The sequence below is a fragment of the Paenibacillus sp. QJM3NY_38 genome (assembly GCF_056173265.1).
Map to the genome: position 1 here is coordinate 86,737 of NZ_JBWBUJ010000002.1, position 16,748 is coordinate 103,484.

A 16,748-nucleotide genomic window follows, 5' to 3' on the forward strand; every position below is an offset into this window, starting at 1 on the left:
ATAATGGAGGGCAAAACATGATTAAAGGATTTAGAAAACTTCTTCTTGGGACGATGGGGATGTCAGCACTTTTGTTGTCTCTAGGAACTTCAACATTCGCAGCAGATGTAAGCGAACAAAAAGTCGAAGTTGTAGGTTCTGGGCTGCGTGCGTTCCAAACTCAAATTAAGTTCGATGATATCAGGTTGGATGTCAAGAAAAGCCAAAGCTCTAAGGCAGAGACGACCGTGACGCTCGTTGATGGAAGAGGATCAGATGCTGGCTATACATTAAGTATGAGCTCGACGGATTTCGAAATCGAGAAAAACATAAATGGGACCTTAGAAAAGTTTTACATTCCGGCTTCGGCTGTTGAGGTAACAGCACAGTATAAAGGACCGGTCACAGGTGCTCCTATCGACTTCAGTCGGGGGCAAGGAACGCTTTCCTCCCAACTCGTACTTTCAAACGCTTCGCAAGCAATTATACAAGCAAAACCATCTTTTGGTGGCGGTACACACCAGTTTCAAATGCGTTACGACTTGAAGCTGCCTCAAACTATAAGTAAGCAGGACGGTACAAAGATCGGGGTACTGCAAGGATCCTATAAAGCAGTGTTTACGTATAAGGCTACATCTGGTATTTAATATTTCCGGCTTCTAAATAAATGCCGCGCGGACTTTAAATGCCGGGCGGCATTTAAACCTCTCTCTATAAACAAACATCATAACCTGAAATTGTAGACCTAACCGGAAGGGTCCTTTAGGATCCGATAGAGATACAACAATGGCGGCTTATTGGCTAATTACAAAGAAGACCTCTAGATGGTGACAGAGGTCTTTTTGCGTTCAGGGAAAAGGAGCGACTAGCTTAGGATGATAGATCGGACTCTTTTTCGTTAACTCAATCAACTGGTAGGTTCCTGCGACGTAAAAGAGGATGCCCTGGAGTTGGCTTAGGATTTTAGAGTTACCGTATTTCGTCAAGAGCGTGTCAACAAAATCGTTGAGCGAAAAGGCGTCATGAAATACGGCTAATTGGCTCGTTGGGCTCATGATGATCTTGAGATACAGGAATTTTGAATCCTTCTTGTAGTCATGAAACTTCTTATCCCATTCATCCTTGACGTATGATATCCAGCATGGGAAGCTCGATTTGTTTGTCAGTCAGGGCAGTGCTCAATTCAGCGATGTTAAAATCGAGATCAAAGGATAAGAAAGAAAAAGTCGAGCAGGGGACCTCCCTGCTCGACTTTTTGAATTAAATTGCCGGATTGCATTCCTGTCAAGCTTATTATTCTTCTTGTCTACAATTCCGTACTTAAAAGTTGCTTATGTAGCATCTAAGTTTCAAATATTTCGAATCAATGTACGATCTAGGTGATGAAAGAGACAAACCGGCATCAAGCCAGTTCGTCATGTTTGAGGATACTACGCATGACCTGTCGTTTGTCGGAAAACCGGTGTTGTCTTGACGTGAGTAACCTGTGGAGGTCTATAGGGATTTTCGATTCTTTTAAGCAGCATCTCGGCAGCTAGAATCCCCATCTCGGAACGGTGGATATGGACTGTCGTCAAATGGGGTTCTATGATCCGCGATTCGGGGGCATTGTCGAATCCGCAAACCTTAACCTCCTCAGGTATTCGGATATTTAGATCCTTCAATATACGGGTAACATGAATTGCGATGAAATCGTTCGCGCAAACGAATGCGGCCGGGAGTTTTTTCATGCTTGTTAGTTGCTGCTTAAGCCACTTATAGTCAGCGATGTATCGGTCTTCTTCAAGGATGCAGAACGATTCGTCGGGTTTGATCTGAGCTGTAAAGAATGCTTTGTTGAACCCCTCCCAACGTTCACTGAAGCTCATACAATGGCGGTAATCGCCGATAAACCCGATTGGCCCGACGCCTTCATCAATCAAACGTTTCGTTATACTGAAGGTGCTGTGGGTGTTTTCCATTAGCAGTAAATCCGCCTTCATCTCAGAGAACGTCAAGGCTGCCGAAGCGTCGATAAATAATGTCGGTATCTCAAGCGAGGTAATGAATTCAGAATAGTTCTCGTCAAACAATTCGATACAGACTATACCGTCTACTTTACTCTTGTCAAAATTCACAGGAAGAGCTGGTGATTTCAGTTCATTCTCTCGAACCATGTGTATTGATAAATTAAATCCTACGGAGCTGATCTTTTGTTCGAGCCCGCTTAATAGGGACGTACCAAAATGTGAATTGTTCGGCATGTTAGCCGTAAGCAGGGCAATATTACCTGATTTTTTGGGAGAAGCAATCTCTTGTTCGAAGAAGGCGAACTGCTTGTATTTCATCTCGACGGCTTTCTGGATCACTCTGTTGCGTGTCTCATCCGGTATAGAAGGATTATTATTCAATGCTTTGGACACTGTATTTCGGGAAAGTCCTAGCGAATCTGCTATGTCTTGAATGGTAACCTTTTCTCTACTCAACGATAATGGCTCCTTTGGCAAAAGTATTACGTCTTCGACTAAGTTAATCGTAGTATAACTCCACAAAATAATCAACTTGAATGTTACAAATGAACATTTCAACCATTTAGTCATACTTGATGGAAATAAGAAAATATTTTCATTCTGTAAACAAATGCACAAATAATAACAGACAAAGTTAAGTCGTCCTATTTTGATTTTATATTGATTTCACAGGAAAAACATAACTTTTTTCATATATAGTGACGTTTTTTCACGAAAAGAAACAATTGAAACACTTTCAAAGTGTGCAAATGTTAATTTTATGTGTTGCAAAAATTGTTGACGAAATGATTCGATTATTGTAAATTGTATTTGCTACATTGATGATGGCGACTTGTGGAAGCACTTTCTTTTGTGGGAAAAGTCTCCAAAATCACATTTCAATTGTGCTAATGAATATTAAGGGGGAGGAGAACTTGCATCAAACTGCAGGAATCACAGAGAACACTAAATCAGAAACGCAGGTCCGAACAAGCGGTCTTATGGAGAAACTTAGGTACATCAAGACAAACTATTGGCTTTACCTGCTAGTTCTGCCGTCGGTCTTATTGACTATTGTCTTTAAATATTTTCCGATGTACGGCGTACTGATCGCTTTCAAAGATTACAGCTTTCGCAAAGGTATTTTAGGGAGTGACTGGGTAGGGTTTCATCATTTCGAACGTTTCCTGAACTCGCCGAATTTCGAGCAATTGTTCTTCAATACGTTGAAGTTGAACCTTTACGGTCTTTTGCTTGGATTCCCGGTTCCGATTATTCTAGCTTTAATGTTGAATCAGGTGCGTAAAGCCACGATGAAGAAAAACATTCAGTTGTTCCTATATGCGCCGAATTTCATTTCGGTTGTCGTTGTCGTGGGTATGCTCTTTGTTTTAATGTCTCCCACAGGTCCGGTTAATAAGCTGGTTATGGCCTTTGGAGGGATGCCGATTTCGTTTATGTCAGAACCGGAATATTTCCGCCCGATGTATATCCTCTCCGGTATTTGGCAGGCGGCAGGTTGGTCATCCATCATATATGTGGCTGCGTTGGCCAATGTTGATCCAGAGCTGCACAATGCCGCAACTCTCGACGGAGCAAGCTTGCTTCAGCGAATACGCCATATCGATATACCGACCATCAAGCCGGTCATCGCTATCATGCTGATTCTCGCTGCAGGGAGCATTATGGGAGGCGGCGGTGATAAAGCAATTCTGATGTGGAATGAAATGAATATGGAAACCTCCGATATTATTAGCACTTACGTCTATCGAGTCGGCTTCCAGCAGGCGAACTATTCGTTCTCTGCAGCGGTAGATTTGTTTAACACTATCATTAACCTCATCATGCTGATCACGGTGAATTCTATCGTGAAACGAGTTAATGAGGGCAATGGCATTGTTTAGGAAAGGAGATCATCATCATGGACAATATTAAGCCAACCAAGTTGGATCGGATCGTACTCGGTATCACTTACACCCTGCTTTTCCTCGGCGTCTTGGTGATTGTCGGTCCGTTGATTTATGTGGTCGCGGCCTCGTTCATGGAACCGACGGCACTACTTAATAAGGGGATTTCATTCAACATCGCAGACTATAACCTCGAGGGATACAGAATGATTTTATCTGATGACAACATCATCGGCGGATTTCTCAACGCCTTGCTGTATTCGTCCGTTTTCACGGTTATAACGGTTACGGTCTGCGTCTTTGCGGGATACCCGCTGTCGCTTGACGCCTTCGTCGGACGAAAAATCATTATGACGCTTTTTATTATCACAATGTTCTTTGGCGGCGGGTTGATCCCAACCTATCTCGTAGTAAAGAAATTAGGCATGCTTGACACAATCTGGGCACTTGTAGTCCCGGGTGCGGTAAGTGTCTGGAACATTATTCTGGCCAGAACGTTCTTCCGGAGCTTGCCGAAGGAGTTGAACGAAGCAGCTAAGATTGACGGTGCCTCGGATTTGATGATCTTCTTTAAGATCGTCCTGCCACTGTCCAAACCAATCGTTTTCGTCCTTGCGCTATACGCGTTCGTTGGTCATTGGAATGATTTCTTTCAATCCCTAATTTACTTGGAGAGTCAAGATAAATATCCGCTGCAACTCGTGCTCCGGCGTATTCTGATTCTGAACAAGGTGGATCCGAATATTGTTTCCTCCATACAAGAACAGGCCGAGTTAGCGCGATTGTCCGAATTGATGAAGTACGCAGCCATCGTCGTCTCGAGTATTCCGCTTCTCGTAATGTACCCATTCTTCCAGAAGTACTTCGAAAAAGGTGTCATGGTCGGATCCCTTAAGTAGGGAACCGGCAGATATATGAATTGAGATTGTACATAGAAAAAGGGAGGGTTTTAGATTGAAACATTTTAAGAAAACGGTATCCATCATTTCCCTGGCAGCCATTTTGGCGATCGCAGGATGTAGCGGCGGCAAAGAGAATGTCGATTCCGACAACAATACACTAACCTTTATGACGCCGAACTCACCTCTTGCTCCCCAAGACCCGAACGATAAGCTGATCTTCAAACGCTTGGAAGAGAAGACCGGTATTCATATCGATTGGATCGCCTATACAGACGATGTGTTTGTCGAGAAACGGAATCTTGCCTTGGCAACGGGAGAGCTTCCGGACGCACTTTTCAACGCCGGCTTGAGTGATTTCGATTTACTGAAATTGGCTAAAGATGGAACGATCATCCCGATCGAGGAATACCTTACGCCTGAGAAAATGCCGAATCTCAGTAAAGTTTTGGAGCAAGCACCTCAATACAAAGGTATGATGACCGCACCGGACGGCCACATTTACGCATTCCCATGGATCGAAGAGCTTGGCGAAGGCAAAGAGAGTATTCACTCCGTCAACAATATTCCGTGGATTAACAAAGCGTGGCTTGATAAGCTCGGCCTAGAAATGCCGAAGACGACGGAGGAACTGAAGCAAGTATTGATCGCATTTAAAACGAAAGATCCGAATGGCAATGGCAAGGCTGACGAGATTCCCCTTTCCTTTATTAATGATGACGGGGGCAACGAGGATTTAAGCTTTCTGCTCGGTTCCTTCGGAGCCGGCTTTAACGGGGATTTAACGTTGGTAGACGATAACGGCAAGGTGAACAACGCTGCACTCGCCCCAGGATATAAGGAAGGGATGAAGTATTTGCAGGAACTGTACGCTGAGGGGCTGATTGATCCGGAGTTCATTACACAAGACTGGAACAAGTTTATTGCAAAAGCAAAGGATGATCGGTACGGTTTGTACTTCACTTGGGACAAAGCGAATGTGAGCGGCATGGACAGTCCGTTCGAGCCAATGCCGCCACTGGAAGGGCCAAACGGCTGGAAGAATGTAGCCCGTACAAACGGCATGGGATTTGACCGCGGTAGAATGGTTATCACAGCCGATAATAAGAACATCGAAACGACGATTAAATGGATTGACGCGCTTTACGATCCTCAACAGTCCGTACAGAACAACTGGGGAACTTACGGCGACGACACGCAGCAAAATATTTTTGAGTTCGATGAAGCTGCCAATATGCTGAAACACCTGCCGCTGAATGGCGCGGCACCGAGTGAACTGAGAGCTAAAACGAGTGCTGGCGGACCGCTCGCTATTCTGGATTCTTACTACGGCAAGGTGACGACGATGCCGGATGATGCAGCTTGGCGCCTCGATATTTTGAAGAAGATCTATGTGCCGGACATGAAGGCTGAGAACATTTATCCGAGGGTCTTCTTCTCCCAAGAGGAATCAGAACGCCTGACCCAAGTCGAAGCCGATTTGTGGCCGTATATTCTGAAGAAGCGTACGGAATGGATGCAAGGCGCAAACGTGGATAAAGAGTGGGACGCATTCGTGAAAGAGCTTGATCGTCTTGGCATGCAGGATTGGCTAAAAATCAAACAGACAGGCTACGACAGAACAAAGCAATAGTCCGTTATTTTCATGCACAGGATCGGAGCATGGACTCAGGGATCAGCAGGCCATGCTCCGACTATTATTATTTTTGAGGAGAGAGAAACCATGAAATATAGAGAGAAATTCCGCCCGCAATTTCATTATACGCCCGAGAAAAATTGGATGAACGACCCGAATGGAATGGTTTATTACGATGGTGAGTACCATCTATTCTATCAACACACCCCGTTCGCAAACGAACCCAATTTCGAGAAAATGCATTGGGGGCACGCAGTGAGCTCTGATCTAGTTCATTGGGAGGAACTTCCACCTGCCTTGCCGCCGGGTGAGGATGGCGCGATTTTCTCCGGTAGCGCGGTAGTCGACAATCATAATACAAGTGGTTTTTTTGATGATGAAGGGTCAGGGCTTGTGGCAATTTATACGAACAACGGCAACAAGGCGAAGCCTGGCAGGCCGCAGGTTCAAAGCATTGCTTACAGCAGAGACAAGGGAAGGACTTGGACGAAGTATGAAGGGAACCCAGTCTTGTTTCCGGAATCGACGCTTGATTTTCGCGATCCAAAAGTATTCTGGCATGAGGAGACTTCCAAGTGGATTATGTCGCTAGCTGTTCAAGATCGTGTGGAATTCTACACATCTCCGAATTTGAAGGAATGGACCTTTGCTAGCGCATTCGGCTCCGATGTGATCGGCACACATCGTGGTATTTATGAATGTCCGGACTTGTTTTCGATTGATGTTGACGGAGATCCAAATAAGAAAAAATGGGTGCTCATACTCAGTGTCGGCGATTGTAACGGTGTGAATCCAAATGATCCAGAACCACCAGCAGGAGGTTCCGGAATGATGTATTTTGTCGGAAGCTTCGACGGTAAGATATTTACACCAGACAAACCTATCCATTCGATTCATGATTTGCAATGGATTGATTTTGGGTCCGACTTTTACGCCGCCGTCACTTGGGACAATACGATGGCAAGAGACGGACGGAAGCTGTGGGTCGGTTGGATGAACAACTGGCGGTATGCCGGAACGCTTCCAACCGACAAGTGGCGTGGCAACATGTCGATTCCAAGAGAGTTGAAGCTGAAGACGTATCCGGAAGGCCTTCGTCTGGTGCAAGAGCCGATTGAAGAGTTGAGAGGGATTCGCTCGCCGCTCGCGACCCTGGAAAATGTGACGATCGAGCCTGGTGCGAATCCACTTGCCGACATCACCGTTCATAAAGCGGAATTGATCGCGGAATTCGAGATTGGAACCGCAACAGAGTTCGGTTTTAAGGTCAGAAAGTCTGCAGATGAAGAGACGGTTGTCGGATACGAAACCGACATGAAGAAGTTGTTTGTTGATCGGACGAATTCAGGTAGAACAGATTTCCATCCGGATTTCGCGGCTAAGCACGAAGTGCCACTCGAGCCGTACGATAACCGTGTGCGTATATCAATCTTCGTAGATTGGTCTACGATCGAAGTTTTCGGTGGCGACGGCACTGCGGTTATTTCGGACACCCTATTTCCCGCTCCCGGAAGCGACGGTCTTGATCTATATGCAGTTGGCGGCAACGTGAAGCTAGTGTCGCTCCAAATCAATGAGTTGGGAAGCATATGGCTGACGAGTGACAAAGTCAAGGAGGACATACATGCGTATCGGAGCAATTGAAGCGGGCGGAACCAAGTTCGTATGCGGTGTCGGGAACGAGGAAGGTGAGATTGAGGATCGGATTCACTTTCCTACTCGTCGACCCGAAGAGACCATGGAGAACGTCATCGCCTTTTTCCGGGATAAGAGAGTCGATAGTATTGGGATCGGCTCGTTCGGCCCGATCGATATCGATCAATCTAGTCCGACTTACGGTTATGTAACGACAACGCCAAAGCTTGGCTGGGCCGGGTATCATTTTGTAGGTACGCTGAAATCCGTCTTCAATGTTCCGGTCGGTTGGGATACGGACGTCAATGCTGCTGCATTAGGTGAAGTCACATGGGGTGCGGCGAGAGGGTTGGACAGCTGTGTCTACTATACGATCGGCACCGGTATAGGAGTTGGCGTCTATACCGAAGGTAATCTGGTACATGGGCTTGTCCATCCGGAAGGTGGGCATGTTCTCACGAGGCGTCATCCGAACGATGATTTCGGTGGTATTTGTCCGTATCACGGTGATTGTTTGGAAGGGATGGCTGCTGGCCCAGCACTGGAAGCAAGGTGGAAGGCTAAGGGCGATACACTGCCGAAGAACCATCCGGCTTGGGAGATGGAGGCGTTTTATATCGCGCAGGCCATATCGGGCGTCATCCTGACGCTATCCCCCAAGAAGATCATTCTCGGCGGAGGCGTGATGAAACAAGAACAGCTATTTCCGATGATTCGAGAGTCAGTAGGCAGAATTCTAAACGGGTACGTGAGCGCTATTCCGATTGTTTCGGAAATCCAACATTATATTGTTCCACCTGGGCTAGGTGATAATGCAGGCTTGTGTGGAGCATTAGCGCTTGGTGTAAGGGAGCTATGTTTGCATACTGACGGACTATAATCAGAATCTAATAACGAAGGTCGTTTCAGACAACGTGCGCACATAGTGTGCACGTTGTGTATTTGTTTGCAGCTGTGCTATTAAAACTACAATTTTCAGATCATGGATTACATATCTTCTAACCTATCCTAAATTAGAATCTCCATTTCCTTGGCCTACTAGTGGCATCAAATACGGCACTGGCTGCCATCGCACCGCACATTTTTATAAGCGTTTCAATAGTTGCAAGCGCGGACGCCATCTTCGTTCTTCGGTTTTATCGGAATGGGTAACACTGTCATGAAATCCAATAATCTTGAGGCTTCTTTGGTCCGATGAGTGTAGGGTTGCTGATCGGGAAAAGTGGGAGTACGATGACTGGACTCATCTTTTTGGCAAGTTCCTTTACCTATGGTCACCGCACAGGGAGATTATTTCGCATAATCTGCTCAGTGTTGGCCCGGATGATCACCGACGCCTTCGCCGTTTGATCCAGAAAGCATTCACACCCCGTCCCGTATGATTGAGCGACTGCATGGCAGAATTGAAGACATCAGCGAAGAATTATTAGACAAGATTCTACCTTCCGGTAAACGTGACATTGATTTGATTGAGGAGTAAGCTTTTCCGCTACCTATTATTGTCATCTGCGAAATGTTGGGCGTACCATTGGAGGATCAGGACAAATTTAGAAACTGGTCTAACATGATTATGGTGGGCGTTAGTAATCCGCAGATGAACCAGGAGATGGATCAGGTGTTGAAATCATTTGTGGAATACCTACAAGAATTAATTGCTGATCGTAGAAAGCACCTGAGGGAGGATCTCATCAGTGATCTTATTAGTATAGAGGAGCAAGGTGATAAGCTGACCGAGCAGGAACTGTACGCGCTCGTATTTGTATTGATCATTGCAGATCATGAGACCACAGTGAACCTGATCGGCAACGGGATGCTCGCCCTTCTAGAGCATCCGGAGCAGAAACAGCTATTGATGAAGAACCCTAATTTGATCCAATCGGCCGTGGAAGAGGTGCTGCGATTTAGCGGACCTGCCGAAGTGAGCAATATTCGATGGGCAACCGAGGATGTCGAAATGGATGGGAAGTTTATTCGCCATGGGGACATGATGCTCGTTGCCTTATCGTCTGCGAATCGAGATTTAAAACAGTTTGACGAGCCGGATACGTTTGATGTCACACGAAAAGTCAATGACCATATTGCTTTTGGCAAAGGGGTGCATTATTGTCTTGGAGCACCACTTGCCAGACTTGAAGGTGAGATTGCCATTAACGATCTGTTTCGAAGACTTCCTGGAATCCGATTAACCACAGATTTGCAGCTCCTAGAATGGAGACCCGGCATGATTATACGTGGCTTGAAGCCTTTTCCAGTTACTCATTGTTTGATTCTGCTAACAAAGTCGAATCACGCCTCGGTCTGTTTTTTATTTCAACACGGGGATATCGAAAGGACGGACTTATTTTTTCAACCTTCACCATACCGCATGGATTCACTGATCGTGAGATGAATCAGTAAGATTACAAGGATCTTCAAATTTGAACGTCCTTGTTTGCGTTGGTATCCAACTTTAAAAGAGATATTAGCTTCCACCCACTTTGTCAGATGGTGCCGAAATGATTTTGTAACTGGCGGGTACTGCAGAAGAATAGATGCTAAAAACGTTGGTAACCCGGTGGATGATGCATGATTGTTGCAAATTATGACGTTCCAAATCTAAGTATTACTTAAGAAGAGGTTGACTAAATTTGATTTCAAAAGTATAATTCAATTAATCGATTGAATAATTGATAAATTAATTGAGGGGTGTTCTATTTATGGGAGCAGCATCTTTAACAAAACAGAACTTTGAATCGAATATTAATACCGGAGTGACACTAGTCGATTTTTGGGCACCGTGGTGTCCACCTTGTCAAGTGCAACTTCCAATCATAAATGAGCTAGCTGATGATTTAGCTGGACAAGCAACAATAGCCAAAGTCAACGTTGATGAAGAAATCGAATTGGCTCAACAATTCGGAGTCAGAAGTATTCCTACGTTACTCTTATTTAAAGATGGTAAATTGGCTGAGACTATGGTGGGGGTTAAACAAAAACAAGCTCTTAAAGAAAAAATTCTAGGATTGCTCAATTAACAGAGTAATCAACAAATCCATTTTGTAATTATTGAATATATGTGAAAAGAACGACGGATTGGGATTCAACTGAACCGTCGTTCTTTTCAACATAATGATTAAGTGGATTCTTGAGCTAGATCGGAAATTGAATAATGGATTACTAATTTATACTTGGACATACTAGTAGTAATTCGAATGAAAAGGCAAACCCAAAATTAAAAGGTATCACTACAAAGAGAGGAGGGTTCTAATGGAAATTTCAAGTTCTAATTCAGATATTAAAGAACGTCTATATCAGCAATTTGCTCGAATTGGGAAATGTTTATCCAGTGACAAAAGACTTGAGATTATGGATCTCTTATCGAACGGACCAAAATCTGTTGAAAGTCTGGCTGTTCAAACTGGTATGAGTGTTGCGAATGTATCCCGTCACTTACAGATTTTGCTAGAAGCGAAGTTGGTTAGATTTCACAAGAAAGGTACTTATGTCATATACAACATTAGTGACTCATCTGTAACTCATTTTTTGTCCTCTTTATGGAATTTGTGCGAGGATAGACTCGCTGACATAAAACTGATTAAGGATGAGTTGAAAAGGCAATATGAAGGTGTTCAAACTATCACAAAAAACGACCTAATGGTTAAAATGAAGCAGGATAACATGATTCTAATAGATCTTCGACCGGTTGAGGAGTATGAAACATCTCATATCCCAGGTGCTATTTCTGTACCCTTGGAGCAGTTAGAAGAATACCTAAAAACATTAGATAAAGATGTAGAACTTGTTGCATACTGTCGTGGGCCTTATTGTTCTTCTGCATCGCAAGCTGTTGATTACATTCAAAAACAGGGCTTCACAGCGTATCGAGTAGAAGAAGGAGCCCGCGAGTGGAATGCTTACGATCGAGGAAAATGAAGAACGGAATTTCATTAAATGAAACAAGTTTTGAAAGGTGATACAAAAAACGTTCCATTGATTTTAATTGTTGGATTAATAATACGTGGCAGAACGGAGTAGATATACAATGGAATTCCTGAAAAATACCAAAAGGAAAAAACCTATGCAGTTAAAAGCAATCACCACAAGACAAGAGCAGAAGTTCCTAAGTCTAGTTTCTGCTAAGGATAAAAAATGATGTGTGCTTTGATATTAGTTTTTTTGCTAATTTACTGGCTAATTCAACATTTCCACTTCCTTCGCAGTGTAACCATGTTATCTTTAAAATCTAACCCAATCCAGGTGCCTGATCCTATTAAATGGCTTGACATAAGAGATAGTTCCGATTTTGAAAAAGAACATTTTCCGGAATCCATCAATATCTCCCTAGGGCGATTGCCTTTTGTTTGGGGAAAAGATTTGACTCCAAAAGATAGCGTAATTATATTGACCGATCAATATTTTAAAGAAAAAAAAGCGGTACGTATTCTACGAAAACAGGGATTTCAAGATTTGTATTTATTAGTAGGCCCAGTGTCCCAATTAATTGAATGGAGTCAGAAGAGGAAATTAGAACAATATTGCATTGAATATGATTGGATTTGTAGCCATTCAATTCCGAATAACATACAGTAAGGCGGGAGTTTATGATAAATGTTCAAGAAATAACCTCAGTGAATGAAATAGATACGTTCATTCAAAATAACCGATTAAGTATGCTATATATATCTCAAGTTGATTGTAATGTATGTCATGCAATTTATCCGAAATTAAAAGAATTACTTAAAAATTATCCAGAAATAAAACTTGCTCATATAGATGCTAGTCAGGTAAAAGCGGTCGCAGGCAAATTGTTGATTTTTTCAGTTCCCACGATCATCTTATGTTTTGATCAAAAGGAATATCTTCGTGAAGGACGGTTTGTTCGATTTGAACAATTAGAAGCACGATTAAAACAGTTGTACAAAGCTGTATAACTTATATAGTATCCAACATGAATATAAAATTTTTTAATGATGGAGTAAAGAATGAAGAATCCCGTGATTATTATTGGTGCTGGTTTAAGTGGCCTGCGTGCAGCCAGTTTACTCACAGCACAAGGTATTGGATGTAAGATTTTGGAGGCTTGCAATAGAATTGGTGGTAGGATTTTAACTACCACAAGTCCCGACAAACCTGAATTGGGTCAATTTGATCTTGGCCCCACTTGGTTCTGGCCGCGATATGAGCGTACGATCGCCAAACTCGTTCAAGTGCTACACCTCGAAACTTTCGTTCAGCACACCGATGGGGCTATGTTATTTGATCGGTATGAGAACCAAGCGCGTGAACGCCATATCCTCCCAGATCACTCCATGGAGAGATCATTGCGATCTTCAGGTGGCGTACAATCTTTAATAGATGCATTAGCTAGTAAGTTGCCACCTGAAATCTTTGATTTGGAAACACGTGTGATCACAATTAAATTGAACGATCAAAACTCCATCACGATAACCACAGAACTTGCAGATGGACAAATAAAAGAGAGTTTATCGCTCGTGCTGTTATTTTAGCATTACCGCCTCGAATTATTGCAAAACAAATTACTTTTATTCCTTCATTCCCTCCTGAAACGAACTTAAACCTTATCAACAAACCAACCTGGATGGCTGGACAAGCCAAGGCTTTAGCTGTATATGATGAGCCTTTTTGGAGAATAGATGGACTTTCGGGTTTCGCATCGAGTTGGGTAGGGCCTCTGCAGGAAATTCATGATGCATCTCCCAAAACAGGTTCGGGTGCATTATTTGGTTTCTTTGGCATACCTCCGGTGGTTCGCAAACAGTTAGGGGAAAAGGAGGTTTTAGAGTAAGTGAAGGAACAGTTGATTAGGCTGTTCGGCCCGTCAGCAATAAAAGTAGGGACTATTATTTATAAAGATTGGTCTGCGGATGTCGATATGGCTATATCCGAAGATCATGTTCCACTTCAAAATTTTCCACATTACGGACTTATACCTGCATCTGGGGATTGGAAAAATAAAATTGTTATTGCAGAATCAAGTACAGAATTTGGTGAGGTGCACTTCAGTCAGCTGAAATTGCAGTCTCAAAAGTCATCAATCAGATAACAAAAATATAATGAATAAAATATTTGCACAACAAAAAACTAACAAAGTTTCAACGAATCTATCCGTATATAATTTATTCAATCATTCAATTAATCGATTGAACATTTGGTTGGTTTAAACTATACTAATGAAGTTCCATCATTTTAAAACTATGGAGGTCTATCCATGAAGAAGATGAAAGCCATGCAAATTCCAGCTGCAGGAGAAAAAATGCAGTTAGTGGAGGTGCCGGTTCCGCAGCCGGCAGAAGGGCAAGTATTGCTCCGCGTTGAAGCTTGTGGCGTTTGTAACGGAGATTCAATGGCCATGGGCGGTGGTGCGTCAGCATATCCTCGTATTCCTGGACATGAAGTGATAGGAATCGTTGATGAGCTTGGAGCAGGCGCATCAAAATGGAAAATAGGAGATCGTGTTGGCATTGGATGGAATGCGGGACATAGTCATGTAACCGGATTAACAATGGACGGTGGATATGCGGAGTATATGGTTGCTTATGAAGACAGCTTGTCCAGTATTCCAAATGAAATTTCGGTAATGGAAGCTGCCCCACTAATGTGTGCTGGAGAAACAACCTTTAGTGCCATCAAAAATAGTAAAGCTCGTCCTGGTGATTTGGTGGCGATTCAAGGGATTGGTGGACTGGGACATCTGGCCGTTCAGTTTGCAAGCAAAGCTGGATTTCGCACCGTGGCTATTTCACGAGGAAATGATAAAGAAGATCTCGCACGTGAACTTGGAGCCCATCACTACATTGATTCGGCCAAAGAAGATCCGGCTGAGGCATTGCAAGCATTAGGCGGTGCCAAAGTCATTCTGGCAACTGCACCTAACGCGAAAGCCATTTCCTCTCTGATAAACGGGTTGGGTCAAGACAGCGAGCTAATCATTGTGGCAGGTTCCACTGATCAACTAGAATTGTCAGCGATGGACTTTTTGAAAGGGCCTAACACGGTCAAAGGAACATTTACAGGCGGAGCAAAAGAAATACAAGCTACGATTAATTTTAGTGTCCTGACTGATACTCGCCCCTTGATTGAGCCATTCCCATTAGATCGTGCTAGCGAAGCATACGATAAAATGATGTCAGCATCAACTCGATTTCGTGCTGTCCTGAATATTTCTGAGTGAAGATATAATCCTAAGGGTGGATAGCACACGACTCTCATGTTAAATTATGCGGTTAGTCGGGTTTAATCTTCTTAATCTCAATTCCCTCGACTATAATTCAACCTGAAGGCAACGTATGTCTAGAACCACTTGTTCAAATCGAACAAGTGGTTTTTTTAATGAATTACTGGATTTACTATAAGATTGTATAAGATACTGTTACATCGATCTTCGCTCAACAACTTGTATGATAAGGTTTTTAGTTCTGTCATTGGTGATTTTCAACCTATCCTCTAAGCATTTCCATCACTTGTTTACGAGACCCTTCTCCCTCAGCTTCTTGTGATCACCCCCCATGGTGCTGAGCCTATTCACTTCAGTTCTTTCCTCTTACACAACGAGGATATTATAGTTAATGAAGTCCATGGAGGAATTAACTATTGAGGCTGCGGTTACGGGAAACTACGCAACGGCTGTATAAGCATGTACGTCCAATTCTGGTTCAAAGCGGTGACTCGGCCAAGCTTTGTTGGATGAATGACTGAGGCTCATAAACAGTATTTGCTGCAGTTTTACAGGATAGAGTCACTGCATGTATAAGAGTTCAATAAAATTCTGAAAGGTGCCAATTAAAAAAGGACTTCAGAGCCAGTAATATTGGCCATGAAGTCTTTATAGTTAAGGATTGGAGAAATAATTTGTTCTTAATCTGTTCTTTGAAGTCAGTTTAGTGTAACTGAAAATGTTCTTGCCACTCATTCAAGCCCTCTTCCATGCGATAAGCCGTAAAACCTTCAGATTGTAATTTCTGTGCTGCCAGTGCTGAGTAGACACACAGTGGGCCTCTACAATATGCGATGATTTCTGTGTTTTTCGGAATTTCTCTTATCCATACATCTAACTCTTCCATAGGCATCGAAATTGCTCCCGTAATATGATCCATGTCATACTCTTCTCTAGGACGTAGATCCACCAAAATTATTGAATCATTATTAATTCTCTCCCTAACCTCATCCATCGTAAGCGTTTGAACATCATCAAGATTGTTGAGGAAATCATCTTTCATTCTACTAATATCAGGAATCTGTTTTTCACTAATTCGCCATAATGAGGAAAGAAATTCGATGATTTCTGGATCAGCCAAAGAATAAATCACATATGTTCCTTTTTTCGTGAATTTAACCAGTTTTGCATCGAGCAGAACTTGAAGGTGCCGGGATACATTCGCAATATTCATGTCTGTACAGGTAGCTATTTTTTCTACCGTTCTAGAACCATTGGATAGCACATTTAAGATCTCAAGACGCTTATCACTGGATAAACATTTTCCGATTCTAGCCAATTGTTTATAAAGATCTTCCTTAAAAGTTTTCGCAGAGTTCAGCATTTCTTCCATTATTGTTAACCTCTATTCTTGTCGTATTATAAAACGGGAATCCCCAATTTAAATTCATGCATATCAGAAGCCTTAGAACACGCTTTAAACTATAATCCATATATCTGAAGAGTCATAGTAAGGATATTAGATATTTACTCAAATTTTGACTTTACTCA

General features: G+C 43.0%; 17 protein-coding genes. 15 read left to right on the forward strand and 2 right to left on the reverse strand.

Going from position 1 to position 16,748, the window contains the following annotated elements:
• The first annotated feature begins 17 nt into the window (after window positions 1-17).
• On the forward strand, window positions 18-626 hold the full coding sequence (locus AC0VZ8_RS34190; protein ID WP_475487966.1) for a WxL domain-containing protein: 609 nt from the start codon (window positions 18-20) through the stop codon (window positions 624-626).
• A 783-nt stretch (window positions 627-1,409) separates the two neighbouring features.
• Here AC0VZ8_RS34190 and AC0VZ8_RS34195 read toward each other — a convergent pair.
• Window positions 1,410-2,444 carry a LacI family DNA-binding transcriptional regulator gene (locus AC0VZ8_RS34195; protein ID WP_475487967.1) on the reverse strand — a complete coding sequence of 345 codons (1,035 nt, stop codon included), beginning with the start codon at window positions 2,442-2,444 and terminating at the stop codon, window positions 1,410-1,412.
• 524 nt (window positions 2,445-2,968) lie between these two features.
• Here AC0VZ8_RS34195 and AC0VZ8_RS34200 point away from each other — a divergent pair.
• From AC0VZ8_RS34200 to AC0VZ8_RS34265, 14 genes are all read left to right on the forward strand, one after another.
• Complete coding sequence (locus AC0VZ8_RS34200) at window positions 2,969-3,871, forward strand: ABC transporter permease (RefSeq protein ID WP_475487997.1); 903 nt, start codon at window positions 2,969-2,971, stop codon at window positions 3,869-3,871.
• 17 nt (window positions 3,872-3,888) lie between these two features.
• A complete protein-coding gene (locus AC0VZ8_RS34205) occupies window positions 3,889-4,773 on the forward strand; it encodes a carbohydrate ABC transporter permease (protein ID WP_475487968.1) in 885 nt (294 codons plus the stop codon).
• Between the two features lie 55 nt (window positions 4,774-4,828).
• Window positions 4,829-6,406 carry an ABC transporter substrate-binding protein gene (locus AC0VZ8_RS34210; protein WP_475487969.1) on the forward strand — a complete coding sequence of 526 codons (1,578 nt, stop codon included), beginning with the start codon at window positions 4,829-4,831 and terminating at the stop codon, window positions 6,404-6,406.
• A 90-nt stretch (window positions 6,407-6,496) separates the two neighbouring features.
• The gene (locus AC0VZ8_RS34215; RefSeq protein WP_475487970.1) at window positions 6,497-8,053 is read left to right on the forward strand and encodes a glycoside hydrolase family 32 protein; all 1,557 of its coding nucleotides are present in this window, start codon (window positions 6,497-6,499) and stop codon (window positions 8,051-8,053) included.
• A complete protein-coding gene (locus tag AC0VZ8_RS34220) occupies window positions 8,034-8,924 on the forward strand; it encodes an ROK family protein (RefSeq protein WP_475487971.1) in 891 nt (296 codons plus the stop codon). The genes AC0VZ8_RS34215 and AC0VZ8_RS34220 overlap by 20 nt, the downstream gene beginning before the upstream one ends.
• Before the next feature lie 714 nt (window positions 8,925-9,638).
• Window positions 9,639-10,433, forward strand: coding sequence for a cytochrome P450 (locus AC0VZ8_RS34225; RefSeq protein WP_475487998.1), 795 nt, complete (start codon window positions 9,639-9,641; stop codon window positions 10,431-10,433).
• Between the two features lie 307 nt (window positions 10,434-10,740).
• Window positions 10,741-11,058, forward strand: coding sequence for a thioredoxin (gene trxA, locus AC0VZ8_RS34230; protein ID WP_475487972.1), 318 nt, complete (start codon window positions 10,741-10,743; stop codon window positions 11,056-11,058).
• A gap of 232 nt (window positions 11,059-11,290) precedes the next feature.
• Entirely contained in the window at window positions 11,291-11,956 is a 666-nt protein-coding gene (locus AC0VZ8_RS34235; RefSeq protein WP_475487973.1) for an ArsR/SmtB family transcription factor, read from the forward strand.
• A gap of 294 nt (window positions 11,957-12,250) precedes the next feature.
• Window positions 12,251-12,613, forward strand: a complete 363-nt coding sequence (locus AC0VZ8_RS34240) for a rhodanese-like domain-containing protein (protein ID WP_475487974.1) — start codon at window positions 12,251-12,253, stop codon at window positions 12,611-12,613.
• An 11-nt stretch (window positions 12,614-12,624) separates the two neighbouring features.
• Window positions 12,625-12,954, forward strand: coding sequence for a thioredoxin family protein (locus AC0VZ8_RS34245; protein ID WP_475487975.1), 330 nt, complete (start codon window positions 12,625-12,627; stop codon window positions 12,952-12,954).
• A 51-nt stretch (window positions 12,955-13,005) separates the two neighbouring features.
• Complete coding sequence (locus tag AC0VZ8_RS34250; RefSeq protein ID WP_475487976.1) at window positions 13,006-13,530, forward strand: FAD-dependent oxidoreductase; 525 nt, start codon at window positions 13,006-13,008, stop codon at window positions 13,528-13,530.
• Window positions 13,524-13,829, forward strand: a complete 306-nt coding sequence (locus AC0VZ8_RS34255) for a hypothetical protein (protein WP_475487999.1) — start codon at window positions 13,524-13,526, stop codon at window positions 13,827-13,829. The genes AC0VZ8_RS34250 and AC0VZ8_RS34255 overlap by 7 nt, the downstream gene beginning before the upstream one ends.
• Window positions 13,830-14,087, forward strand: coding sequence for a hypothetical protein (locus tag AC0VZ8_RS34260; RefSeq protein ID WP_475487977.1), 258 nt, complete (start codon window positions 13,830-13,832; stop codon window positions 14,085-14,087).
• A gap of 165 nt (window positions 14,088-14,252) precedes the next feature.
• The gene (locus tag AC0VZ8_RS34265; protein ID WP_475487978.1) at window positions 14,253-15,215 is read left to right on the forward strand and encodes an alcohol dehydrogenase catalytic domain-containing protein; all 963 of its coding nucleotides are present in this window, start codon (window positions 14,253-14,255) and stop codon (window positions 15,213-15,215) included.
• 706 nt (window positions 15,216-15,921) lie between these two features.
• Here AC0VZ8_RS34265 and AC0VZ8_RS34270 read toward each other — a convergent pair.
• Window positions 15,922-16,590, reverse strand: coding sequence for an ArsR/SmtB family transcription factor (locus AC0VZ8_RS34270; protein WP_475487979.1), 669 nt, complete (start codon window positions 16,588-16,590; stop codon window positions 15,922-15,924).
• Window positions 16,591-16,748: the final 158 nt, after the last annotated feature.